Source organism: Pseudomonas sp. ICMP 561 (genome assembly GCF_002699985.1).
Taxonomy (GTDB): domain Bacteria; phylum Pseudomonadota; class Gammaproteobacteria; order Pseudomonadales; family Pseudomonadaceae; genus Aquipseudomonas; species Aquipseudomonas quasicaspiana.
Genome location: NZ_LKBT01000012.1, coordinates 245,688 through 270,219 on the forward strand (window position 1 = coordinate 245,688; position 24,532 = coordinate 270,219).

Annotated in this window: 19 protein-coding genes; 9 read left to right on the plus strand and 10 right to left on the minus strand. The window is 55.9% G+C overall.

The genetic code is table 11. The features are described from left to right. Nucleotides 1-2: 2 nt before the first annotated feature. Nucleotides 3-776, minus strand: coding sequence for a serine O-acetyltransferase EpsC (gene epsC, locus AO242_RS11380; protein ID WP_099268754.1), 774 nt, complete (start codon nt 774-776; stop codon nt 3-5). A gap of 301 nt (nt 777-1,077) precedes the next feature. Beyond that, nucleotides 1,078-1,965 (minus strand): YghX family hydrolase, encoded by an 888-nt coding sequence (gene yghX, locus AO242_RS11385; protein WP_027900193.1) that lies wholly within the window; start codon nt 1,963-1,965, stop codon nt 1,078-1,080. Nucleotides 1,966-2,116: 151 nt separating this feature from the next. Between yghX and AO242_RS11390 the strand changes: the two genes are divergently transcribed. The 3 genes from AO242_RS11390 to AO242_RS11400 all read left to right on the plus strand — a co-directional run bounded on the left by AO242_RS11390 (nt 2,117) and on the right by AO242_RS11400 (nt 5,631). Continuing rightward, complete coding sequence (locus AO242_RS11390) at nt 2,117-2,821, plus strand: GNAT family N-acetyltransferase (RefSeq protein WP_099268755.1); 705 nt, start codon at nt 2,117-2,119, stop codon at nt 2,819-2,821. Nucleotides 2,822-3,246: 425 nt separating this feature from the next. Continuing rightward, entirely contained in the window at nt 3,247-4,899 is a 1,653-nt protein-coding gene (gene mqo, locus AO242_RS11395) for a malate dehydrogenase (quinone) (RefSeq protein WP_027900191.1), read from the plus strand. 297 nt (nt 4,900-5,196) lie between these two features. Beyond that, on the plus strand, nt 5,197-5,631 hold the full coding sequence (locus tag AO242_RS11400; RefSeq protein WP_049826922.1) for a nuclear transport factor 2 family protein: 435 nt from the start codon (nt 5,197-5,199) through the stop codon (nt 5,629-5,631). A gap of 178 nt (nt 5,632-5,809) precedes the next feature. Here the strand turns inward: AO242_RS11400 and AO242_RS11410 are convergent, their stop codons facing one another. The 4 genes from AO242_RS11410 to AO242_RS11425 form a co-directional block, all read right to left on the minus strand. Next, nucleotides 5,810-7,042, minus strand: coding sequence for an HD-GYP domain-containing protein (locus tag AO242_RS11410; RefSeq protein ID WP_099268756.1), 1,233 nt, complete (start codon nt 7,040-7,042; stop codon nt 5,810-5,812). 76 nt (nt 7,043-7,118) lie between these two features. Then, the gene (locus AO242_RS30390) at nt 7,119-8,843 is read right to left on the minus strand and encodes a methyl-accepting chemotaxis protein (RefSeq protein ID WP_441343360.1); all 1,725 of its coding nucleotides are present in this window, start codon (nt 8,841-8,843) and stop codon (nt 7,119-7,121) included. Between the two features lie 175 nt (nt 8,844-9,018). After that, nucleotides 9,019-9,975 carry a class I SAM-dependent methyltransferase gene (locus AO242_RS11420; RefSeq protein ID WP_099268758.1) on the minus strand — a complete coding sequence of 319 codons (957 nt, stop codon included), beginning with the start codon at nt 9,973-9,975 and terminating at the stop codon, nt 9,019-9,021. A 65-nt stretch (nt 9,976-10,040) separates the two neighbouring features. Continuing rightward, entirely contained in the window at nt 10,041-10,976 is a 936-nt protein-coding gene (locus tag AO242_RS11425) for an AEC family transporter (protein WP_099268759.1), read from the minus strand. A 219-nt stretch (nt 10,977-11,195) separates the two neighbouring features. Between AO242_RS11425 and AO242_RS11430 the strand changes: the two genes are divergently transcribed. Next, nucleotides 11,196-13,052, plus strand: a complete 1,857-nt coding sequence (locus AO242_RS11430; RefSeq protein ID WP_099268760.1) for a pyruvate kinase — start codon at nt 11,196-11,198, stop codon at nt 13,050-13,052. A gap of 47 nt (nt 13,053-13,099) precedes the next feature. On the opposite strand, the gene ppk2 is transcribed toward AO242_RS11430, so the two are convergent. From ppk2 to AO242_RS11445, 3 genes are all read right to left on the minus strand, one after another. Continuing rightward, nucleotides 13,100-14,017, minus strand: coding sequence for a polyphosphate kinase 2 (gene ppk2 / locus AO242_RS11435; protein WP_027900184.1), 918 nt, complete (start codon nt 14,015-14,017; stop codon nt 13,100-13,102). A 75-nt stretch (nt 14,018-14,092) separates the two neighbouring features. Then, nucleotides 14,093-14,797 (minus strand): YoaK family protein, encoded by a 705-nt coding sequence (locus AO242_RS11440; protein ID WP_099268761.1) that lies wholly within the window; start codon nt 14,795-14,797, stop codon nt 14,093-14,095. A gap of 52 nt (nt 14,798-14,849) precedes the next feature. Further along, on the minus strand, nt 14,850-15,077 hold the full coding sequence (locus AO242_RS11445) for a hypothetical protein (protein WP_027900182.1): 228 nt from the start codon (nt 15,075-15,077) through the stop codon (nt 14,850-14,852). A gap of 240 nt (nt 15,078-15,317) precedes the next feature. Here AO242_RS11445 and tssI point away from each other — a divergent pair, with 240 nt between their 5' ends. From tssI to AO242_RS11470, 5 genes are read left to right on the plus strand one after another with little or no spacing between them, the layout of a single operon-like run. Then, nucleotides 15,318-17,399, plus strand: a complete 2,082-nt coding sequence (gene tssI, locus AO242_RS11450; RefSeq protein ID WP_099268762.1) for a type VI secretion system tip protein TssI/VgrG — start codon at nt 15,318-15,320, stop codon at nt 17,397-17,399. Continuing rightward, the gene (locus tag AO242_RS11455) at nt 17,399-18,181 is read left to right on the plus strand and encodes a DUF4123 domain-containing protein (protein WP_099268763.1); all 783 of its coding nucleotides are present in this window, start codon (nt 17,399-17,401) and stop codon (nt 18,179-18,181) included. The genes tssI and AO242_RS11455 overlap by 1 nt, the downstream gene beginning before the upstream one ends. Next, complete coding sequence (locus tag AO242_RS11460; RefSeq protein ID WP_176560607.1) at nt 18,129-21,902, plus strand: hypothetical protein; 3,774 nt, start codon at nt 18,129-18,131, stop codon at nt 21,900-21,902. The genes AO242_RS11455 and AO242_RS11460 overlap by 53 nt, the downstream gene beginning before the upstream one ends. After that, on the plus strand, nt 21,899-22,969 hold the full coding sequence (locus AO242_RS11465; RefSeq protein WP_235664588.1) for a hypothetical protein: 1,071 nt from the start codon (nt 21,899-21,901) through the stop codon (nt 22,967-22,969). The genes AO242_RS11460 and AO242_RS11465 overlap by 4 nt, the downstream gene beginning before the upstream one ends. A 5-nt stretch (nt 22,970-22,974) precedes the next feature. Beyond that, a complete protein-coding gene (locus AO242_RS11470) occupies nt 22,975-24,051 on the plus strand; it encodes a hypothetical protein (protein WP_257153417.1) in 1,077 nt (358 codons plus the stop codon). Between the two features lie 77 nt (nt 24,052-24,128). Here AO242_RS11470 and AO242_RS11475 read toward each other — a convergent pair whose 3' ends face one another. After that, a complete protein-coding gene (locus tag AO242_RS11475) occupies nt 24,129-24,470 on the minus strand; it encodes an FKBP-type peptidyl-prolyl cis-trans isomerase (protein ID WP_027898968.1) in 342 nt (113 codons plus the stop codon). Nucleotides 24,471-24,532 lie beyond the last annotated feature (62 nt).

The window sequence follows — 24,532 nt, forward strand, 5'->3', positions numbered from 1 at the left end:
CATTACTCCCGTTGGGTAAGGGTTTTCGAGGTCAGTGTGGCCAGTGACTGAGGTGCGCTACCGACAATTTTTGCCGGAGTGCCTGCAACGACAGCGCCCGCCGGTACGGGTTTGAGCACCACTGCGTTGGCCGCCACGATGGCTTTGGCACCGACTTCGATGTTGCCCAGTACGCTGGCACCTGCGCAGATCAATGCGCCGCGGCGAATCTTCGGATGACGGTCACCGACTTCAGCCAGAGTGCTACCCAGCGTCACGCCGTGCCAAAGGCTGACTTCATCTTCTACGACGGCGGTTTCGCCAATCACCAGGCCAATCCCGTGATCAACAAACAGTGCTTTGCCCAGTCGCGCTGCCGGGTGGATATCGATGCTCCAGGTGTTGGCTGCCCAGTTCTGCAACAGCACTGCGCTCTGAATATCGCCATCGTTCCACAAGGCGTGGCCAATGCGGTAAGCCTGAACGACCTGAATACCTCGGAATGTAAGAAAAGCGGTGAGGTGATCGGGACAAGCCGGGTTGACGATCACCAGGTGGTTTATGTCAGCCGCGGCGCTGGAGGCGATGTCAGGGTTAGCGCGGAGGATGTCCGTAAACCAGCCAGTCAGATCGGTGGGCCCAGCCTGCTCTTTGAGTTGCCGGGCCAGGTTTGCTGCCAGGGCGGCGGCGAAGGAGGGCTGCGACAGAATTCCGGACTGCACGTAATGACTCATTACGGGGTTACGCTCTGCGAGCTGATGAGCTTGTTCTTGCAGACGCTGCCAAAGGGAATCCATGACCTGCTCCTTTTTGGGGTGGGTCGAGTATGGGCAGGCAAAGGGGGCGCTATCAATCCTTGCAGGAAGGCAGCTTTGTTGCTTTTTTCGCAACGCAGGAGGGCGGTTGCTTGCGGTGCTGCTAATTGTCCGCAAGCTTGCTGTTGCGCTGTTTAACCACGTACGGCCGGCTTTAGCCGGGAGAGCGGTCTGTTTGCCGAAGCAAATCATGCGACTGTGTTGACGCTCTCCCGGCTAAAGCCAGTCCTACAGGATGAACTGCCAGGTCCAGCCGTTTGAGTGGTGAGATTTCTGCCGGGCATCAGACCAGATACTTGTTGAACCACTCCAGGGTCCTGTCCCATGCGAGCTTCGCCGCCGCTTCGTCGTAGCGCGGGGTGGAGTCGTTGTGAAAGCCGTGGTTGGCACCGGGATAGACATATGCCTGATAGGTTTTGCCTGCGGCCTTCAATGCCTGTTCGTAGGCGGCTGCCCCTTCGTTGATGCGGGTGTCCAGTTCGCCATAGTGGATCAACAGCGGTGCCTTGATTCTTGGCACATCTTCGGCTTTGGCCTGACGTCCGTAGAAGGGCACGGCGGCGGCCAGTTCCGGATAGGCAACCGCTGCGGCGTTGGCGACACCACCGCCGTAACAGAAGCCGGTGATACCGACTTTTCCGGTCGTTGCGTCGTGCTTCATCATCCACTCGATGGCGGCGAAGAAGTCGTTCATGAGCTTTTCCGGGTCGACGGTCTGTTGCAGTTCGCGGCCTTTGTCGTCGTTGCCGGGATAGCCACCGACTGACGTCAGACCGTCGGGGGCGAGGGCGATGAAACCGGCTTTTGCCACTCGGCGGGCAACGTCTTCGATATAAGGGTTAAGCCCGCGATTCTCATGCGCCACAACCACGGCGGGCAACTTGCCGGTGGCTTTTGCCGGGCGTACCAGATAGCCGCGTACCTGGCCGTGGCCTTTGGGCGAGGGATAGTTGACGTACTCGGCGACGATATCCGGGTCAGTGAACTCCACTTGCTGTGCCATCGCGTAGTTGGGGCTCAGCGAAGCAAGGACGGCACTGGCGGTCAGGCCAAAGACGGTGAAAGCTGCCGCGCGGTCAAGAAATTCGCGCCTGTTGATCTTGCCGTGGGCGTAGTAGTCGTACAGCTCAAGCAGTTCAGGGGAAAAATCTTTCGCGGTGAGACGTTCCATCTGTTCACTCCTTCTTCGGTGAGTTGGCTGATTAAAGCAGTCTTTGCCATCGAGGCAAATGGGCCTCGCTGTATGTCTGGGGTATGATGGCGCCCCTTCGTACCGAGCATGCCGGTCCGGGGATGCCTTAAAGTCTGGAGCTACCATCTCGATGTTCACCGTCACCCGTTTCGAAAGCCCGCCCCCCGAGTTGATCAAAAGCCAGATCATGCAGATGGTGGTCGATTACGTCACCGATATCAGCATGGTCAATATTGCGCCCAGTAATCCGCTCTACAGCCTTTATCAATATGGCGTCGGTTTCGAAGTTCATCTCTACATCGAGGCCATGGATGGATCAAAAGGGATCCCCGTTGAATTGATTGTCGCGCTGGATGCTGACGAACCGGACACTGTGATCGGCTTCTTGCTGTATTTGACGGTCAAGGACGATCCCGAAGCCTGCGCGGTGGCGTTTATGGCCGTGCAGGCCAGCAAACGTCGCAAAGGCGTGGCGCGCGCAATGCTGGCGCAGATGACCGAACGCTACCCACATGCCGAACTGGCCTGTCGCGCCGCCGCGGTTCCGCGTTTCGAAGCAATGGGTTTTCAGGTGTTGGCCGCTCGCGGTCCGCAGGTATTGATGAATACGCGGGATCACGGCATTGACGGTCTGGTGGCAGTACTGGATGTAGCGCCGATCTACAATTCGCTGGAGATTCGGCAAATTCATGCTTATTTACTTCAGCAGCACGGAAAGCGGCCGATGATAGAAGCCGAGAAGCAGCGTGATCGGCATCTGGATCAATTAACCCGGCAAGCCAAAGCACTGGTTGATGCGCGCCAGAGGCCCGCGTCGAACGAGACTATCGACTAAGCGCACACGCTAATATCGGTAAAAGTTCGCTCCGCAACCTGTATCCGATTACAATTACCGTTTGCGGTTCCCGATACACGTGTACATAGATGCTTTACCACGCATGACTTTTTGTTAAGCAAGTAGCAGATGTTGTTCCGTGAAAGACCTGGGTGCTGGTTGTAACGAGGTTGTCGGAGCCGTTTTGTTCTGACGATGTACCAAGAGATTCAATGTCACTCAGCAGCTGAAAACAATGGCAAACAAGAAGTCAGCTCAGGAGAGACAAGAGAGTGAGGTTGATAGCAGTGCATCAGCCTTGAATGTCCAGCCGTCGGTCCTGCCGATTGCCGCTGTTCACGATATGCCTGCAAGCATGCGTGGAACCGGTCATCAGATGCGTAGATTGACGGAGGGATGACGTTCTATCCTGGAAAAATCACAGTATGTTAAAAAAAGTGAACACAGCCCTCCTGGGCCTGGCGCTGTCGATGGGACTGACGCCTTTGCATGCAGAAGAAACCAAGAAAGTCGATGTGTTGCTGATCGGTGGCGGCATCATGAGCGCTACCCTTGGCACGTGGCTGAACGAGCTTGAGCCGACCTGGACCATGGAAATGGTCGAGCGTCTCGACAAAGTTGCCGAAGAAAGCTCCAACGGCTGGAACAACGCCGGTACCGGTCACTCTGCCCTGGCCGAGTCCAACTACACCCCGTACGGCAAAGACGGCAAGATCGAGATTGCCAAGGCAATCGAAATCAACGAAGCGTTTCAGGTCACCCGCCAGTTCATGGCGTGGCAGGTCAAGAATGGCGTCCTGAAAAACCCGCATTCGTTCATCAACTCGACTCCACACATGAGCTTCATGTGGGGCGACGATAACGTCAAGTTCCTGAAGGCCCGCTACGAAGCGCTGAAAACCAGCCCGTTGTTCGCTGGCATGCAGTACAGCGAAGATCAGGCTCAGATCAAGCAGTGGGTTCCACTGATGATGGAAGGGCGTGATCCAAACCAGAAAATCGCTGCTACCTGGACGCCACTGGGTACCGATGCGAACTGGGGTGAAGTCACTCGCCAATACGTTGCCAACCTGCAGACCAAGCCTGTCTTTGACCTGAAGTTGTCGAGCGAAGTCAACGAGATCACTCGCAACAAGGACGGCAGCTGGCACGTCGAGTACAAAAACCTGAAAGACGGTACTACTCACGGCACCGACGCGAAGTTCGTGTTTGTCGGCGCTGGCGGCGGTGCTTTGAAGCTGCTGCAAATCGCTGACATCCCTGAGGCTCGCGAATACGGCGGCTTCCCGGTTGGCGGCTCGTTCCTGGTAACTGAAAACCAGGATCTGGCCATGCAGCACATGGCCAAGGCCTACGGTATCGCGTCGACTGGCGCGCCACCCATGTCCGTACCGCACCTGGACACCCGTGTTCTGGACGGCAAGCGCATGATTCTGTTTGGCCCGTTCGCTACCTTCTCCACCAAGTTCCTGAAGGAAGGTTCGTACCTTGACCTGCTGTCGACCACCACGACCCATAACGTGTGGCCGATGACCAAGGTTGGCGTCGAGCAGTATCCGCTGATCGAGTACCTGGCAGGCCAATTGATGATGTCGGATGACGACCGCTTCAACGCGCTGAAAGAGTACTTCCCGCACGCCAAGAAAGAAGACTGGCGCTTGTGGCAAGCCGGTCAGCGCGTTCAGATCATCAAGCGCGATGCCGAGAAAGGCGGTGTATTGAAGCTGGGTACTGAGGTTGTTTTCTCTCAGGACCGTTCTATCGCTGGCCTGCTGGGCGCGTCCCCGGGTGCCTCGACTGCACCTCCGATCATGATCGACGTGCTGGAAAAAGCCTTCAAGGACAAGGTTGCTACTCCAGAGTGGCAAGCCAAGATGCGCCAGATCGTTCCGAGCTATGGCACCAAGCTCAACGGTTCTCCTGAGCGCGTTCAGCAGTCGTGGGATTACACCGCTGAAGTCCTGCAACTGACCAAGCCACCGGTAATCGACCCTGCAGCTTACCCGGCTGCCAGCGCTGCACCGGCCAAGCCTGCGAAGCCACAGCCAAGCAATCCTGCTTCGGATATGGCTCTGTAACACGCTTATCGTCAGACGCACGGGGCTCATGTGGTCAATAATGACCACTTGAAACCCGAACAAGAAACCCGGCCCTGCTTAAACGCAGTGCCGGGTTTCTGCGTTTCAGGTCGGTGAATATTTATAGGCGAGTGCTAAAGCCACTATTATTTATAGGTTTAAGGAGTTAATACCGCTGGCTTGAAAATCTCGTTTGCCTGTTTTGATAAATAAGCTATGTTGTAAGACGTCGTATAAGACAACTCGGTCTTTTGCGCGTTTTTCTCCATTACCAATAAACAATAACAAGGAATAAACATGAACAAGCGTTTCAAGCTGCTCGTTGCGTTTCTCTGCCTGTTCGGCGGTTACACGGCTACGGCTCATGCCTCCGATCAAGCCGATGTTGAAAAGGCTGTCGACAAGCTGACTCAAGCCATGTGGCACAAGGATATTGCGCAACTGCAGGCATTGACTGCCGACAACCTTACTTACGGGCACTCCAGCGGTAACATTCAGGACAAGAAAGCCTTTATCGCGGATATCGAAACGGGCAAAAGCGCGTTCAACAGGCTTGAAATGCAGAAGCAGCAGATCACTCTGTCGGGTGATACCGCGCTGGTTCGCAACCACTTTTCCGCCGAGGCAGTGAACAGCGGCAAGGTTGTCCCGACTGAAATCGAAAACTTCCAGATCTGGCAGAAGCAGGACGGCAAGTGGCTGCTGATCGGGCGTCAGGCGTTCAAGTTCTGATGTGAGGGTAAGCACCGCTCTCATGACTGCACTGTCCGTTGGAGCGAGGCTTGCCCGCGAAGAACGATGACGCGATCTGCCTGACAGACCTCATCGAACGCTTCGCGGGCAAGCCCCGCTCCAACAGGGNAGGGCAATTGGCTTCGTAGCCTGCGGCAACTTCTATAACGTTTGCGTGCTAGCCACAATTCGACTTGCTCCCCACACTGGACTCAGCCCACAGCTCATCCAGGTTACTGAATCCCCATTCCTTCGCTGACTCACGACCCACGATGCGATCCTGGCCCACCAGTGCGGCGAGGTTGAGGGTGGTGTGCGTTATGTGCTGATTGCTGTTGGCGCAGAAAAACACCCGGACCTTGGGCGTGAGCAACGATTTTTCATGCTGTTCGATCACTACACCAATCCGTCCGCTTTGCAGGCGGACCAGTGCGCCGACCGGGTAAATGCCTACGCATTTGACGAAGGCCTGAAAGACTTTTTCGTCAAAATGTCCCTGCCACTGGGCCATGCGGTGGATGGCTTCAGCCGGGCCCCAGGCTTCTTTATAGGGGCGGTCGGAAGTTACCGCGTCATAGACGTCACACACCGCGCCCATCCGGGCGAAAAGACTGATCTGACTACCCGCCAGCCTGTGGGGATAGCCGGTGCCGTCGATTTTTTCATGGTGATGCAGGCAAACGTCCATGACCCTGGGGCTGAAATGGTTGCTCTGCCGCAACATATCGGCCCCGGACTGCGAGTGGCGGCGCATGGTTGCGAACTCCTCATCGCTGAGCGCACCCGGCTTGTTGAGGATGGTCAGCGGGATCACGACTTTACCGACATCATGCATCAGGCCTGCGACACCCGCTTCGTGAACCAGAGCAGGCGGAAGTCCAAGCTGGCGGGCGAGGGCGACCATCAGTGCGCAGACTGCGACCGAATGCATGTAGGTGTATTCATCACAGGTCTTCAGTCGCGCAAGGCTGATCAAGGCATCGGGATGCCGGGACAGCGAGTCGGAGATTTCCTCGACCAGTTCGCTGACCTTCTCCATTTCAATGACCTGACCCATGCGTAAATCGCTGAACATCTTCTCGACCGCGGCTCTGGAATGAGCGCACAGCTTGAGGGATCGGGCAATTTCCTGATTCAGTGCAACACGATGAGGAATAGGTTTGTTGGCGATGTTTTGCAGGCAGGTCGGCAGTGCTGGATCTGATTGAACAGGCGCGGCGGGTACAGGGCTGACACCGCGGCTGTCATCGATCCAGAGCTCTGCGACTTTTGCGTCGAGGATGCGTTGCAGATCATGCTCATTCGAAAGCATGAATCCGTTTTTCCAGAATGACTGCTCTATCCCTGAACCACAGAATTCGTGTACGTACATGCCGAGGCGTAGCTCGGTCACAGAGATATGTTTCAGCACGATAATGACTCGCTTTTTGTTATGGCTGAAGTTCGCAATCAGGCATTCGGAACTGATCGCGCTTTTTCCGCAGTTGCTATACCGAAAACCTCGCTACCAGACGATTAAGGCCTACGGCCAGTTGCGACAGCTCATTGCTGGCCAGTGAGGTCTGACTGGCTGCGGATGAGCTTTGTGAGGAAAGGTCGCGAATACTCACCAGGTTCTGGTCAACCGAACGGGCGACTTGCGCCTGCTGTTCTGACGCGGTGGCAATCAGCATATTCCTCTCATTGATGTGGGAAATTGCTGCGGTGATTTCTTTGATTGCGACACCGGCCTCATGGGCAATCTGCAGGGTCGAGCCGGCCTCAAGCGTGCTCTGTTTCATGGACTGCACTGCCAGGGTCGAGTCTTTTTGAATGCCCTGGATCATCTGCTCGATTTCCCGGGTGGACGTTTGCGTTCTGTGGGCCAGTGCGCGGACTTCATCCGCCACCACGGCAAACCCTCGGCCTTGCTCGCCTGCCCGGGCGGCCTCGATAGCGGCGTTCAAAGCCAGCAGGTTGGTCTGTTCGGCAATGGAGCCAATCACGTCCAGTACTTTGGCGATGTGCTGTGCCTGGTTCGCCAGGCCTTCGACTTCAAGGCCGGTACGTTCGACTGTAGTGCTGAGTTTTTCCAGCGAGGCGATGGTCTGGCTGACGCGCTCCTGTCCGGTCTGTGCCGAGCGCTCTGATGCCTGGGTTGACTGAGAGGCAGCGACCGCATTGCGGGCGACTTCCTCGACTGCGGCAGTCATCTGATTGACCGCGGTGGCCGCCTGCTCGGTTTCCATGCTTTGCCGTTGGATACCGGCATTGGACTCTTTGGTGATCGAGCTCATTTCTTCCGCCGCCGAGGCGAGTTGTCCCGATGAGTCGGAGATATGCTGAATCGTCCCTTTGAGATTCGCCAGCATGGTCGCAGTAGCGGTTTGCAACTCGGTCATTTCATCCGCGCCGCTGATTTCGACCGTGGTGCGTAGATCGCCGTCGGCAATTTTCCGGGTGGTGATCAGCAGGGTTTGAATAGGCTGGGTAATACTTCGGGTAAAGGCCACGGCTACAAGTACAGTAACGATAACGGCGATAACAATGAATATCATTGAGATATAACGGCCGCTGATAAAACTTTCATCCGCGATTGATCCGGATTGCTCCGCCCCTTTTTCGTTAACGCTAATCAGCTCTTCAATAGCGCTTTGCAGCGCCACTGCCTGAGGCTTGGAAGTGTCCTGGATGAATACCGCCATTTCCTGATAGGTGCGGGTTTTACTTAACTCCATCAGTTCGTCGATTTTGCCCTGATAGGCACTGACGTTGGCCGAGACCTTATTGAACAGTTCTCGCTCGGCGGCGTCGCCGACCATCGGCGCATAGTCTTGCGTGGCTTTGCTCAAGTTGGCTTTAAGTAGATTGATTTTCTTGATCGACGCGTCGCCCAGGCGTGCGTCGTCCATGACAAAACGTCTGGCGTCCAGACGATAGAGGAGCATCGCAGTCTCGATCCGACCGGCCTGTCTGACGCTGGGCAGCCAGTTTTTCTGGAGGTCGGAGGCGGAGTCGTGAATGTCATCCATCTTTAACAGCGAGGCGGCGCCAAGGCCGATCAAGAGAAGACAGATGATGCCGAAGCTGAACAGGGCTCTGGTGGTCAGTTTTATATTTCTTGTTTTCATACCGAGATACCTCGAATCGCCACGCTGCGATAGCTGAGATTCAACTGATCTATCTGCTGGCGACTTGACATCACTGTAGGCGCCAATGTGTGAAAAAACCATCACCTGTGTAGAAAAGTTTTGTTGTTTACACAGGTCTGGTTATTCAAGTCCATCGGCGTTTAAAACTGAAACTTTAAGGGCGTAAACAGGTGGTTATTTGACGCCATTAAACATCGACTGAATCCTTTTTGCTGCGCTTAACGTTGTAAAGCTAACTAATTAATAAAAAGTTATATTATATCTCTGCAGTTTCAGACATGTCCTTAAAGAGCAGCGCCTTCAATCCACCTTCGACCTCAGCGTCAGGGAACTCCGGTGGATTGTTTAGACGTTGTTCGAAACGCAGGTTTGGCGCTTCAATGGCGGTGTGGTCGATCAGGAAGCTGGAGCCCAGGCTCGGTTCATTCATGCAGGCCAGCACTTGGCCGCCCGGCACCAGCAGCTCGGGCATGCGCCGCAGCACTTTCTGGTAATCCTTGTCGAGCAGGAAGCTGCCGCGCTGGAAGGAGGGCGGGTCAATAATAACGAGGTCATAAGGGCCGGACTTTTTCACCTTGCCCCATGACTTGAACAGTTCGTGATCCAGAAAGCTGACTTTGCGCAAGTCGTGTTGATTGAGGCGGTGGTTCTCACGACCGCGGGTGAGTGCGGCCCGGGACATGTCGAGATTGACCACTTGTTCGGCACCGCCTGCGATGGCCGCGACGGAAAAGCCACAGGTGTAGGCAAACAGATTCAGTATCCGTTTGCCCTGCGCGTTGGCACGCACCCAGTCGCGCCCGTAACGCATGTCCAGAAACAGGCCGCAGTTCTGCTTCCTGCCCAGATCCACTTTGAAGTGCAGGCCGCTTTCAGTGATCTGCCATTCTTCCACCCGCTCACCCAGCAGCCACTCGGTGGTGCTTTCCGGCAAGTAGCGGTGTTGCAGCAATAAGGTATGTGCCTGGCTGTTCATCCATTGCGGGGTGCGGGTCAGTTCCAGCAGCAGACGGGTCAGCGCTTCAAGCTCGGTCTTTGCGGGCTCGCGGAACAGTGAGACCAGCACCACGCCTTGCATCCAGTCGACCGTCACCTGCTCAAGTCCCGGCCAGACGCGGCCTCGGCCATGAAACAGACGGCGGGTCTCATCGGGCGCGGCTTGCAGGGCATCCAGCAGGTGCTGGTTGAGGATGGCGAGTGCTTCTGGGGTCATGACGGCAATCAGTGGCGAAAGGGCGCGACATGTTAAACGTTATCGACGCCGGACGGGCAGCGACGTCACCCCGGATGACTGATCACGTACAGGCAGATCGACAGCGTCACGAGCGAACCCAGGGTCGACACCAGAATCGTGCTCGATACCAGTGACGCTTCGCGCTTGTAGTACTCAGCCAGCATGAACGGGCCGGTGCCGGTGGGCAGTGCGCTGAGCAGCAGGGCGGCATTGGCCCATAGCAGCGGCACATCGAATACATGAAACACCAGCACCCAGGTCAGCAGCGGGTGGCCGATCAGCTTGATCAGGACCAGCAGCGACGTTCCTTCACGTGTGCCTTGCTGTTTTTCGGCGAGGAACAAACCAAGCGCGACCAGTGCGCAGGGGCTGGTCGCCGCACCCAGGAGGCTGAGCAGTTTTTCCAGTGCCCCGGGTAAGGGCGCGCCGCTGCTGGCCCATAACGCGCCGAGGATCGGAGACACCACAAGAGGGTTTTTCGCCAGCGCCAGAAACACTTTCAAGGCAATGCGGTGCGGCTTGCGCTCGGTTTGCAGCCCGACTTCCACACAGACCAGCGCCAGGCCAAATAACACGCAGACCACCAGAAGTGCCCCGACCAGCGCCGGTTGCAGTCCTTCCTGGCCGAGCACCATCACGCACAGCGGGATACCGATATAGCCCGCATTGGCATAGGAGCCGCCGAGTGCGTCGATGCTCGCATCGGCCAGATGGGTGCCTTTCTTCCAGCGCAGCAGGAGGGTGATGACGAACACCGACAGGGTGCTCAACGTAAAGCCGATGACGAAGCCCGGATGCCAGATCTGCTCCCAGGTCGATGTTGCCGTAACGCTGAAGAGCAGTGCCGGTAGACACAGCCAGACCACCATCAGGTTGATTTCCGACGCAGCGTTCGGACCAAGGCGGTTCGTGCGGCGGCAGATGAACCCCAGCAGGATCAGGGCGAAAATCGGTAGCAATATATTGAGAACAGCAAACATTCAGGCCCGTCCGTTGCGCGCAAACAGGCGGGCAAGGTTAAGCACGAAAATCGTTAGCGTCCAATCTATTTTCCTGCGTGCCCGGGCCGTCCATCTGCTCGCTGTCCGCAGTAAGCAGATCGTCACAATCGGGCTTTAGCCTTTAAGTCCGCACATTGCGCTGGTCCAGGTGCTTGTCTGACGGACCGCAATGGTCTCCATTCGAAGCGAGTGCCCGCCATGACAATTATAGAAACCGACTTCAACGTATTGGATGAGCAGCAAATACGAGCTGCGCTCAAGCGTCTGTCTTTTTTGCGAGTCAAGATGGAGGCTGCTGCCCGGACGCCCATCGAAAGCATGCAAGTGCACCCCGATTATCTGGACAGTGCCCGCAACTTGCTGGGCTACCTCGCGTTGCGCCGCCATGATATTCGCCCTCTGCAACAGCAGTTGTCCGGGCTTGGCCTTTCTTCCCTGGGACGCTGTGAAGCCAATGCGCTCGCATCGGTCGACAGGGTCATTGATGTCCTGAAGCGCTTGCTTCCCGGCGCTGAGCTGGAAGAAAGTTCCGGCAGCCTGGTGAACCGGACCGGGGAGAATCTCCTGAAACTGCATGCAGACCAGTTGTTTGGCGGGTCAGCGCCAGAGCGCGGCGTACGCATCATGGTGACCATGCCTCAAGAGGCCGCGAGCAATCCTTCCATGGTCCGTGAACTGGTGCAGGCAGGCATGGATTGTCAACGCATCAACTGCGCTCACGATGACCCGGCGACCTGGCTGAAAATGATTGAGCATGGTCGCAGCGCCGCTACCAAGGTCGGCAGAACCTGCCAGGTGATGATGGACCTTGCGGGGCCGAAGTTGCGCACGGGGCAGATACAGCCGGGCCCGGCAGTGTTGAAAATCCGCCCGCACCGCGATGATTTCGGACGCATCGTGACCGCCGCTCAAGTATGGCTTGCCGAAGAGCCGGAGGCCTTTTCAGACGATGACTATTGTTTGCAGATGCCGGGAAAATGGTTAAAGCAGTTGCAGGTCGGTGATGAGCTTGCGTTCAGGGACGCAAGAGATTCAAGTCGCTCACTGTCGATCGTTGAAGTCACTGAACAAGGCTGTCGGGCGGAGTTGCGCAAGACGGCCTATATGATTCCCGGTATAGAACTGCATTTGAAAAAGCATCGGGGTCGCCCGAAATCAGAACGCATCACCGGCGTGCCGCCCAGGGAGCAAAGCATTGTCCTCAACGAGGGGGATGTTTTACTGCTGAGTGCTGATGACAGTCATGGCCATCCTGCCGTGAAGGATAGCAACGGCAAGGTCCTGACCCCGGCGCGTATCGGGTGCACGTTGCCTGAGGTGTTCAGGGACCTGCGGGCCAACGAACCGGTATGGTTTGACGATGGGAAAATCGGTGGGCGTATCCAGTCAGTTCAGACCGACGCCGTTACCGTCCGTATTACCCATGCGCCGGGCGGGGCTAAGCTGAAAAGCGACAAGGGCATCAATTTACCCGACAGCGAGTTGCAACTCGACGCGCTGTCGCCCGAGGACCTGGAGGCACTTGCATTCGCCGCCCAGCATGCGGATGTGGTGGAGTTGTCGTTCGTTAACAGTCCTGAGGATGTCAAATCACTTCTGGCGCATTTGAAGCGCCTCAACGCCGAGCATCTTGGCGTCGTGTTGAAAATCGAGACACGACGCGGATTCGAGAGCCTGGCGGCGTTACTGCTGGCGGGCATGCAGAATCCGCGACTGGGTGTGATGATTGCCCGGGGCGATCTGGCGGTAGAAAACGGTTTCGAACGAACCGCAGAGTTGCAGGAGGAGATCCTGTGTATTTGCGAGGCGGCCCATGTCCCTGTGATCTGGGCGACTCAAGTGCTGGATACGCTGGCCAAGACTGGCGCTGCAACCCGTGCCGAAATTACCGACGCAGCGATGGGCGTGCGAGCTGAATGTGTGATGCTCAACAAAGGTCCGCATATCCTGGAGGCCATGGGGACGCTGGATGACTTGTTGGTGCGTATGCAGGGGCATCGCAGCAAAAAGCGCGACCTGTTGCGCAAGTTGAGTGTCGCTGGGTTGAACGCCTGAGCCGCCCGAGCGCCTGGACTCTGATTCCAGGCGCTCGTCGGGCTGTGTTAATAAATTTGCGGGATGATCAGGTCACTCGGCGTCGGCACGCGGCTGTAATCCTCACGGCGCTGACGCTCTGGCAGTTCAATCGCCGGTTGCTCGACTTCTTCGTAGGGCATCTGGCCCAGCAAGTGGTGGATGCAGTTCAGTCGAGCGGTCTTCTTGTCGTCCGCCTGCACCACCCACCACGGCGCTTCGGCGATGTGAGTTCGCTCCAGCATGATTTCCTTGGCCTTGGTGTAGTCCTCCCAGCGACGACGGGATTCCAGATCCATCGGGCTAAGCTTCCATTGCTTGAGCGGATCATGGATGCGGCTGAGAAAGCGCAAGTGCTGTTCCTGATCGGAGATCGAAAACCAGTACTTGATTAACTGAATGCCAGAGCGGGCGAGCATGCGCTCGAACTCGGGCACGGTACGGAAAAACTCTTCGTACTGATCGTCGTCGCAAAAGCCCATGACCTTTTCCACGCCCGCGCGGTTATACCAACTGCGGTCGAACAGGACGATCTCACCGGCCGCGGGCAGGTGCGAAACGTAGCGCTGGAAATACCATTGAGTGCGTTCACGGTCGTTGGGCGCAGGCAGCGCGGCAACGCGGCAGACCCGCGGGTTGAGGCGTTGAGTAATACGCTTGATCACACCGCCTTTACCGGCTGCATCGCGACCCTCGAAAAGGATCACGACCTTATGCCCGGTTTTCACCACCCAGCTTTGCAGTTTGACGAGCTCGCCCTGAAGGCGGAACAGTTCGCTGAAATACAGTCGGCGAGCCTGTTTTTCATCGCTGTCGCTGATATCGTTTTCAAACAGTTTGTCGAGGCTGTACTCGTCTTCTGCCAGCTCGAGCTCCAGCTCTTCATCATTATGATCAAGCAGCTCGCGATGAATACGCCGCGCGATATTTTCGTGCTCAGGAGACATTTCGGGCACTCATCTGTAGGAAAAGTCCTCAGATAGTAATCAGCCCATATGACGCAAAGGTGACAGTTTGAAGGCTCAGCGAGGTATGTAGCGACGCTGCCAGCGATAGGGGATAAACAGGGTCAGTAATCCAAGGATTGCGGCGAATGCGCCGCTGATCAATAGCGCATTGGGCCCCAGCCGGTTTTCCAGCAGTGCGCCAATAATTGCCCCCACGAACATGCCAATCCAAGGGACCAGCTGTATGCGCCAGCCATCACGGCGCTCGCCAAGCATCCAGCGTCCGAGGCCACGTCCGAATCGCGAAAGTGCGCCCGTGACATACGTCAGCCCCACCGGCAGGCCGTTGACCTGTTCAACGGCGGCATTGAGCATGCCCATGGCCAGAATCGCCGCCACGACGGTAATAATCTGCGAAGCCATTGGCCAGGCTGCGGCAGCGCACAGCAGCATACCGATACTTAATAACAAGGGCAGGGCGCGTCGGCCGCTTACCCGGGCAACGATCACCCCCAGCGCATTACCGATCACAAAAGTGATGATTGCCAACAGCAGGCGAGAGGTGGTGTTCAGGTCACCATCGCTGATCGCCACCGCCAGACGGGTGGTGTTGCCGCTCATGAAGGAAACGAAGTCGCCCGTCGCCATGAAGCCGATGGCATCGGTCATGCCTGCCAGAACCGAAAGACTTGCCGCCAACCCCATACCCACACGCCCGCGCAATTTCTGCATGTGCAGATGCTTCAAACTAGCGCTGGCATTGGCGGTGGAAGGCAGCATCGCAGGTCCTTGCATTGATCACTGATTCAGACGCGAACATTGCAACGCTTGATTAAAGAGCCTTGGCGCGAACGATCCGTTTGGCCTTGATCTCGTCAGCGTAGGCTTTGAGCTGGTCGGCATCGCCATACAGCCGGTTGACCAACTGCAGAATAGCCGTGACGTCGACATCAGTCATTTGTTCGGCGAGCTTGAGTATTTCATTGGCAGTGCTTTCAAGGTTCTCGGCAGTTCCCTTGAGGTGACGCTTGAGTTCCTGGGTCGGCTTGTTGAGGGCCATGATGTTTCCTTCTTATAAGTACCGCGATTTCTATGCGGTGGAGCATCGCTTTTTCTGGGGGAACAAGCAATGTGTTGGCTGCCTCCGTATGCCTAAGAGACGTCTTGGCGGGATGTAATACGATGACTGAGACTTCCGGTGCTTCGGAAGCTTCCTACAAACCTGCTCTGTATCGGCTGACTGACGTATCGAGCAACTGTTGGCAAAGTCCCGCCTTTTATTCAGGCCAAGGACTTGCCCATGCTCAACACCGCCAATCGCGCCTCGTTCACGCTGGAAATTGCCGGGCTTGAGCATGACTTTCGAGTGCTGGCCTTTACCGCAAAGGAATCCATCAGCCGTCCGTTCAGTGTGCGCATCGAGCTGGTCAGCGAACGCACCAATCTCAAACTGGAAGACCTGCTGCACCGCCTGGCGTTTCTGAGGTTAGATGCCGACGGTAATGGCCTTCACGGGCAGATCGGCGAAATCGCTCAGGGTGATTCCGGCAAACGCTTCACCCACTATTTCATTCAACTGGTGCCCAGCCTCAAGCGTCTGGAATACCGCAGCAATCATCGGATCTTTCAGGGCAAGACGGTTCCGGAAATCATTGCGCTGGTCCTCAAGGATCACGCCATCTTCAGCAATGGGTTTGCGTTCAGGTTGCGCGAACCCTGCAAGCCTCGCGATTACTGCACCCAGTATCAGGAAACCGATCTGCATTTTGTGCGCAGGCTGTGTGAAGAGGAGGGCATCCACTTTCACTTCCAGCACAGCCCCGATGAACATTTGCTGGTGTTTGCAGACGACCCTATTCAATTGCCGGTACTCAAGGCTGCGGTCGCGTATGTGCAGAGCAGCGGTCAGGTTGCAGACGCTTCGGTTATCAACAGATTCAACGTGCGACTCGCCACGCGCTCGGGCAAGGCCAGCCATCAGACCTATCACTTTCAGTTGCCTCAGGTTGACCTGCTCAGCAGTGCGGGCGGCGATGGTCGTAAGGAGCTGGAGGATTATCAGTATCCGGCGCCGTTCACGGATCTCAGCGTCGGTACGCGTCAGGCGCAAAGGGCACTTGAGCGAAACCGCAGTGATGTCCGGTTAGCCAGTGGTTCGAGTGACCAAAGTGCGCTGGTCAGTGGCCACTTGTTTGAACTGACGCATCCTAATCCGGAGTGGAGCCAGCAATGGCTGCTGACGTCGGTGTTCCATGAGGGCAAACAGCCGCAGGTGCTGGAGGAGTCGATGCCCCGGGCATCGGGAGCGTTTACTCAAGGTTATCGCAACCGTTTTGAAGCCATCCCCGGGAAGGTGCCGTTTCGTCCACCGATCAGGCACCGCAAATCAAGGGTTTTAGGCAGCCAGCACGCGGTGGTTACTGGCCCGCAGGGCGAAGAAATTTATTGCGACGAATACGGCCGGGTCAAGGTCAAGTTCTTCTGGGATCGCGAAGGCAAGCGTAACGAGCATTCCAGCTGCTGGCTGCGAGTCGCCACTGGTTGGGCCCATGAGCAGTACGGCACGGCGATGATTCCGCGAGTCGGCATGGAAGTGATCGTGGGTTACTTCGAAGCCGATCCGGACCAGCCTTACGTGCAGGCCTGCCTGCCCAATGCCGGTACCCGAGCGCCGCTGAACCTGCCTATGCAGAACACCCAGACCGTGCTCAAAACCCAAAGCAGCCCAGGCGGCGCAGGCTTCAACGAACTGCGCATTGAAGACCGCAAAGGTGCCGAGTCCATTTCCATTCGCGCCCAACGCAACTGGTCTGAGCACGTACTGAACGATCAGTCGATCCAGGTCGATAACCAGCGCAAGGTCAAGGTCACCGGGCTGTCCAGCCACGAGCTGCATGGCGAAGAACACCACCTTACGCATGGGGCACGCAAAACCCAGGTGCTGGCCGATGACTCGTTGACGGTGGTCGGTAATCAGCACATCAGCGCGGCCAATCGTTTAGTTAGCGCGGCTCAGGAAATACATCTGGCCGCCGGACAGAACATGATTATCGACGCCACGCTGAGTACGACGATCAAGGCGGGCGGTCACTGGATATCGATTACTCCCGCGGGGATTTTTACCAGCGTACCGATTCTGTTGGGTGGAGTTCCGGTGCCGGGTATGCCTGCGGTTCCCTCACTGCCGATGTCGCTGGACAAGCAAGCGGCAATCACTGCGCCCAAGTCCGCGGCAGATCATTCAAGTCTGGCGCTTCCTGAGCTACTGGTGGGCGACACCCCGATTGTCGAGCTTTGCCAGAAGCCTGAAGGCAAAACGCCGATGGAATGCCCATTGGCGCATTGCCCTTGTGCAAGAAAATTGCGCGAAGGGGGGCAGTGATGAACACCTGGTTACTGCTTGAACGTACGAATTCAGTCCTGCCACAGCTATATCGAAAGATAGGTGCTCCCCAGCTCTCGATGCTTTTCGACACCACTGAGTTAGCAGCCTACACCGAGCAAAGCCCGATTCTGGTAACTACAGATGAAAGCTCGGACTTGCTCAATGCGGTGCAACAAACTCCTGAAGATTGGCCTGGTTTGATCATCCAGAGTGAGCAGCCGACAGTCGTGGTACTGGCTCATCTGCGTCAAATTTTGCTTGTCCGCTTCGAAGCTCTAGGCAGAGGTGTTTTGCGGTATTCCAACCCTGTCACCGCGAGCTATTTTTTCCCGGCTTGTCAGTCCGACTCACTCAAATACTGGCTTGGACCTATCAGCCGCTTGAGTTGGTACGGCGGAACATGGGGAGACCGAGCCTTGAACGCACGTTCCTGGCGAAGTCTTGAAAGCCCTGAAGGCGAAAACCGGGAACCCTTGGCCTTTGAATTCGCGCTCGATAGCCATCAACAACAGGCCCTTCGATGCCAGCAACAGGATCACTTTCTGTACCGGTGGTGGCTCAAACAAAGTGACCTTTGTTATTCGCATGGCCAGCAGTGGCTGGGCGAGGGGCTGCGTTACGGATTTACAAAGGCTCACAGTCTTGAGCGTTACCTGGACGTGCGTCGGGACCATCCATCACCTGAGGTGCCTCAAGAGTTGCCGAAAGGCTCCGACGAAACCCGTTTTGCCTACTTGCTGCAGCATCTGCAAAAAATTTCCACCGGACAGGAAAACTGAGATGGCACATAACGTCGGCGATCTGAGTCGGGGCCCTTGCTGTGAAATCAATAAACTCATCGTTCAGGTGGCCGGCAAGTATCATCCTGCGACTCAGCGCCTGGCTATTTATGAACGCGAAAGCGATAAGCGCCTGGATGCAATTACCGCTCAGGATTGTCCGGAAACCATTACCGCGTTTATGTGTGCGCCGAGCACGTTGCATGTCTGGGACTGGAGTGGTGAACCCCGACATCGGATGATGCTTGAGGTTGAATCAGAGTACGGCCCACCGATTCTATTACCGCTGCCTGACGTAGGCATCACCGTCAGGCAACTGGACCAGCAGCACAACCAGATCGTCCCGATATTGCCGTTCGTGGCGCTGCCCGGAATCGATAGCGCTAACGATCATGGCACGCCGGTGCTATGTCGTGCTGGTTATATTTATGTGTTCCTCGGTAATCGCCTGTGGCGCGAACTGGAAGTCCAGGTCACGGACGAAGGCACGACCTATCACGACATCGATCTGGACAGATTCCGCATTGAAGGCGGTTACGCCGATGATGCCCGGCTGGCCACGGGCAAAGGACTGGACGACATCTGGCTGCCCGCCAACTGGAACAACAGGCGCGTTGAAGCCGAGTTATGTTTTAGCGAAGTACAGCTCAGTCATGCGCGGCTTGAACGTTTGGAGCAGAACCCGGCGTTACGTAAACAACGCTGCGAGCGACCCGACCTCAGGGTAGTCAAGGAAGCCTCCGACAGGCGCTTTCAGAACAAGCCCGATGGGGCGGCCATGCTCGAAGCGTTCAGCGCCGTCGATGCGTTTGACGTCATCAAGCAGTCAGAAGCGGGTGCCGCTCATACCACGTGGTTAAACCTCAGGCAGCATGCCTTTCCCGTGTCGGTTCCAGCCCCGCAACGGGCGCGGCAGACTGGTTTTGAATGGATGCTCGATCAACCGGCCCGGTATTTGTGTGACCTGAGTGGGCAGTTTCTGGCGAGCGCTTTCAAGGCAGCACGGCAGCACGTTCAAACGTGTGAAGAAGGGAAGGCCGCTTATCGTCCGCAACGAATTGAAACCGGAGCCTGGGCGCAGAATCTGGAGCAAATCGTTGAGCCGACGGCCGAACACAACCGTGGAATATGGGAGGCTCATCCGCCCGCAGAGGACGTTTTATCGCATGCACGCTCCCGCCATCTCTACGGCGTAATGCTCGTGGACACGCATTACCGGATGCGTCATCTGAACACCCGAATTCAGGAACAACAGCAGCTACTGGAATTGTGTGGCGCACGGGCGCAACAGTACGGCCATCATGGCAGCGCTCTGCTGGTCCAGCAGTTGATCGTGCCCGCGTCCATTGGCGGCCAGAAAAACCCGATGCATCAACAGCTGGACCATCTCAAAGAGCAAGGTCGACTGGACATTAACCGCTTTACCGCTACCGGCGAGCGCACACAGTTGTGGCGTAGTCTGGAAATGAGCCAGTCGCTGCTCTGCGAGTGTTTGCAGTTGCCGCATGCCGAGCAGAGCCTCGCCGATTACGCGAGCCAGGACGGGTTCAAATATGCTGCATCTCTCTACTTCATCAGCCAGATGTTCGTCACGTTGGCGCTGCGCCCAGCGGCTTACGATCCATTGGCGGTCAGTGGTGACATTACTGATGCCGTAACCCTGCTCAGTCTTTACAGTCCGAAAGAGAGCGCCGGTCAGCGCTGGCTCGCTAAAGTCGTCAACGATCTAGAGCATCCGCTGCACCTGATGCTTTGGCCGGATGTCGAGCAGCAGGACCTTAATGCTCCTTATCAGCCGCCCAGTGCGCCTGAAGTTAATCAGGGTGACGGACAGTTTCGCGCCACTGAGCTGGCGAAAATCGAGCGGAGCAACTTTTTTCCGCCTACAAGCCCAGGCGATATCAACAGCCTGTTCCTGGCGACGTTGCTTAAAAGCGGCAATCTCAACTCCACGCTCACGACAGCTGCCAAAGGTGCCGCTGGGGCACTCATTGCTGTCCACGAAAACTTGCAGGGAGCTGTCGAAGCTGCCGAGCAGGCTTTGCATAAAGCGAAGCAGGCGGGCACCCGGCAATCCTCCACACCTTGGCGTGCAAGTACTGCGATACAAAGGCGGGGCATTGCACAGCTGCGCAGCATGCTGCCTGCCACCTTTGGCGACCTGCATTTCCTCAGCCGGGCCGAGGCCTATCACAAGGACTACTACGTTTTCGGTCTGGACGACCTGCCTGAGCAGTCCAACCGTTCTGCACAGACTTACGGGGTTTATCGTAACCAACACGGGGTAATGAAAAGTCCAGCTGAGCGACACGGCTACGTCGAGCAGCCCGTAATACTCTCGCCCGACCGAAAGGTGCTGGGCATGCCGGGGCAACATCCCACCTCAATATCGGTGCGTGGCGCGAATCGGCGTTTCAATGAGGCGTGGCAGAAAGAATTGATGGATAGCGCAGCGGATCAGGCGGAAAGGGCTAGCGCTATAGAAAAGGCGGCGAAGCAGCTTGATGGGCTGCACAATAACGGGTTTTTCAAAGTGTTGAATTCGGTTCCGTTTGCGGGGGCTGTGGTGGCGCTGGAGCTTTGGAATTTGAGGAATGAGTTGGAGGCTTATTCACAAACTAGCCGAGAAAAAGGCAAGTACAGGGCGGCCGCTGGAATCGTTGGCGCAGGATTTGATCTCATCATTGCTATGGAGGCACTGACAGTGAGGCTATCGGGTAGCAAGTCTGTCTTGGCAGCAGGACGTAAGACATTGCTTACCATTTCTGAAGCGACGGCCGAGCGGCTTCTGGGGCCGTTAAGTGAATACCTTGTCAAAGAGTTCAGTGCTCGTCTATTTGCGCAGATCGGTGCCGGGCTTATTTTTTCTGGCATTAGCCTCCATGAAGCCTGGTATTCCTACCGATGGGACGACAATGGTTATATCGGCTATCTGCTCATGGCAACGGGTGGTTTTGTTGGTACTGCGAGTAACTTTATCGTCGGAAGCAGTTTATTTCTCGGTCTGTCGCCAGCGGGATGGATTAGCCTTTTTCTAATTGTTGTTGGCGTTTTGGTGGTCTACCTGCTCAGCAGTAGTTCCCTCAAGGACTGGCTAAAAAAAGGTCCATTTGGCACGGATCCACACAACATAGCCGAGCACCTGAGTGATCCACAGAGGGCCTTTCATTATCTGGTCAGCCTGCTGGCCAACATCCGAATCAGCATCGACCGTAACCCTGACTTCAAGCCCAACGCCAAACTTGATTTCCGGGATTCGGTACCGTTTGAGGTGCGCAGCGCCAATACTCGGATCCGCATTGAAAGCAATCTTTCTGGTCTCATGAGTGGGTTAGGTCAACCGGGAATCGCGGCTTTTTGCGCCCTAGAGCGAGTCGAGAGCTTTTACGATGGTTATGGCGGGCACACTGTCCAGAACAGTTCATACTCTGTCACTCAGCCTACGTGTCATCGCCTATGGCCGGATGCTCTAGAGATTTTCGTTAGTACTCCCAACTCCTACCCGGCAGAGCCGCAGGCGAACCTTCCCGCCCTCTATCACGTCTGGCGCGTTCGGGCGCAGTTCTCGGTTAATGATGGGCCACATACCTGGGTCTTCCCAGCACCACCGCCCAAAGACCCGACACCTTTCGGCCCGCCTTACACACAGCCTGACTTTGAAAATACCGCGCGTCTGTTCTGGGCGGATGAAACCGAACACAGAGCGAAGACTGGACAATGATGACGGATCAGACTTCCTACTACGCCCCGACAGCCTATCGCTCGGACAAGATCCCCGATCAATTGCCTTCGGAAGGGCGATCCTGGTTGAAACGCTTTGGTAAACGACGCTTGCCATGGGGAGAGACGCTGGATATTGCCCCTGATAATTTCATACGCAAGCGTTCGCCTAGTAACTTGCGATTCCGCGAACAGATGGATAAAGAGCGAGGAGTCAAGAAAGCCGTAGGAGCCTATGTGCCCGCCCCATACGAGCACGTAGACTTTCATGATCGACATGATCATCAGCGGTTCAGGTTTTCGTTGTGGTCTAAAAAATCGCAGTTTTGGCTATATCTTTTGATGTTTGGTAAAGGGTTGTTTCTAGTTGGGATTGTGCCATCACTGTTTGCTCTCATTTCAGTAGGATATCTAGATCCAGAACCATGGATAGTTGTTACATTCGATTTGATGAAAGGCTTTTTCTCTTGGTTTCTAGGAGTGCCTCTACTCTGCTGGGCCATAGGGTCTCTCGTCATCCACAAATTTCCAAAGCTCTGGGTTAAACCCTCACGTGGACCCATCTGGGAGTTGAATCGTCGCACCGGTCTCGTAACGGTATTCGACTACAACAATAACGGCGAATACAAAAAGAACGGCACCATCGGCGAACTGACAGCCCCATTTTATGAGTTCGATGCTTACATCGTCTCCGCAGTAGAGCGGCAGGGCTCGATGAACCACGTACTGTTTCTCGCCCATCGTTACCGCGACATCGTGATCGACTTCTCTGCCTTGGTTAACCTCGATAACCGCTGGCAAATGCCCTGCGCGCTGTGGGATTTCATTCAGAACTACATGGACACCAGTGGTCCGCTGCCGGAGTTGCCGCGTTACGAGGAGTTTCGCCACCTCGATCCCACCACCGCCGCCTACGACCAGCAAACCGGGCGTCCGCCACGTTTCTGGATCGATATGGATGACGCAACGTATAAACAGCATCTGGACCATTTGCTGGACAGCATTGATGACATCGACACTTTTCAACGCCCAAACCTGATGGCGCAGTATGTGCGGTATGTAGATTGAAACCGATGACGACTAACTGTAGTGAAATACCTTACTACGCCCCGACAGCCTACCGGTCGGACAATATTCCCGATCAATTGCCTTCAGCAGAGCGGTCCTGGTTAAAACGCTTCGGCAAACGCCGCTTGCCATGGGGGTACACGCTAGACATTGCCCCTGATGATTTCTTGCGGGAGCGCTCGCCGGATAAATTGCGGTTTCAGGAACAGATGTTCAAAGAGCGTGATGAAAAGATGGCGGCAGGAACCTATGTGCCAGCTCCTTATGAACACGTGGACTTTCATGATCGACATGATCACGAGCGATTCAGGTTTTCACTTTGGTCCACCAGATCGCAGTTTTGGTTGTATATTTTGATATTCGGCAAAGGTTTTTTCCTAGTCGGCATTATTCCTGCGCTGATGACCTTAGGAACTGCAGCTTTTTACTTGAGTGACCCCTGGATTGAAGTAGCGACAGACATGGTCGGACATTTATTCTCATGGCTTTTGGGAATTCCTCTCCTCTGCTGGGCCATAGGATCCCTCGTCATCCACAAATTCCCCAAGCTCTGGGTCAAACCCTCACGTGGCCCCATCTGGGAGTTGAACCGCCGTACCGGCCTGGTAACCCTATTCGACTACAAGAATAACGGTGAATACAAAAAGAACGGCACCATCGGCGAACTGACAGCTCCGTTTTATGAGTTCGATGCTTACATCGTTTCTGTAGCAGAGCGGCAGGGCTCGATGAACCACGTACTGTTTCTCGCCCATCGTTACCGCGACATCGTGATCGACTTCTCCGCCTTGGTAAACCTAGATAACCGCTGGCAAATGCCCTGCGCGCTATGGGATTTCCTTCAGAACTACATGGACACCAGTGGTCCGCTGCCGGAGTTACCGCGTTACGAAGAATTCCGCCACCTCGACCCAACCACAGCCGCCTACGACCAGCAAACCGGTCGCCCGCTGCGTTTCTGGATCGACATGGATGAGACAACTTACAAACAGCATCTGGACCATTTACTGGACAACATCGACGCAATCGATACTTTCCAACGGCCAAATCTAATGGAGCGGTATGTGCGGTATGTGGATTGAAGCGGAGGACGCTGAGTCGCAGGGAAATAACTTATTACGCGCGTGCTTTGCCTTCAAGGTCCCGCTATTGATCGCCCTCAATCATCCCGAGTCAAAACTTCCAGCAATTCGATCTCAAAATGCAAATCAGACCCCGGCTTGATATGCGGGCCCATCTGTCGGTCGCCGTAGGCCAGATGTGCCGGCACGAACAGGGTGCGGATGCCGCCGACTTTCATGCCCATAAGGCCCTGATCCCAGCCCTTGATCACGCGCCCGGTGCCGATCACGCACTGGAAGGGCTTGCCGCGCTCATGGGAGGAATCGAACACGGTGCCGTCTTCTAGTTTGCCGGTGTACTGGGTGGTAATCAGCGCGCCTTTGACGACTTCCTTGCCGTCACCGGTGCGGATGTCTGTGACCAGCAATTCGTTGCTCATGGTGCTTTCTCTGAGTAAGGCGACAAAGGTGGCTTTTTCTCAGGAAAGCGTCGGTGGCGCAA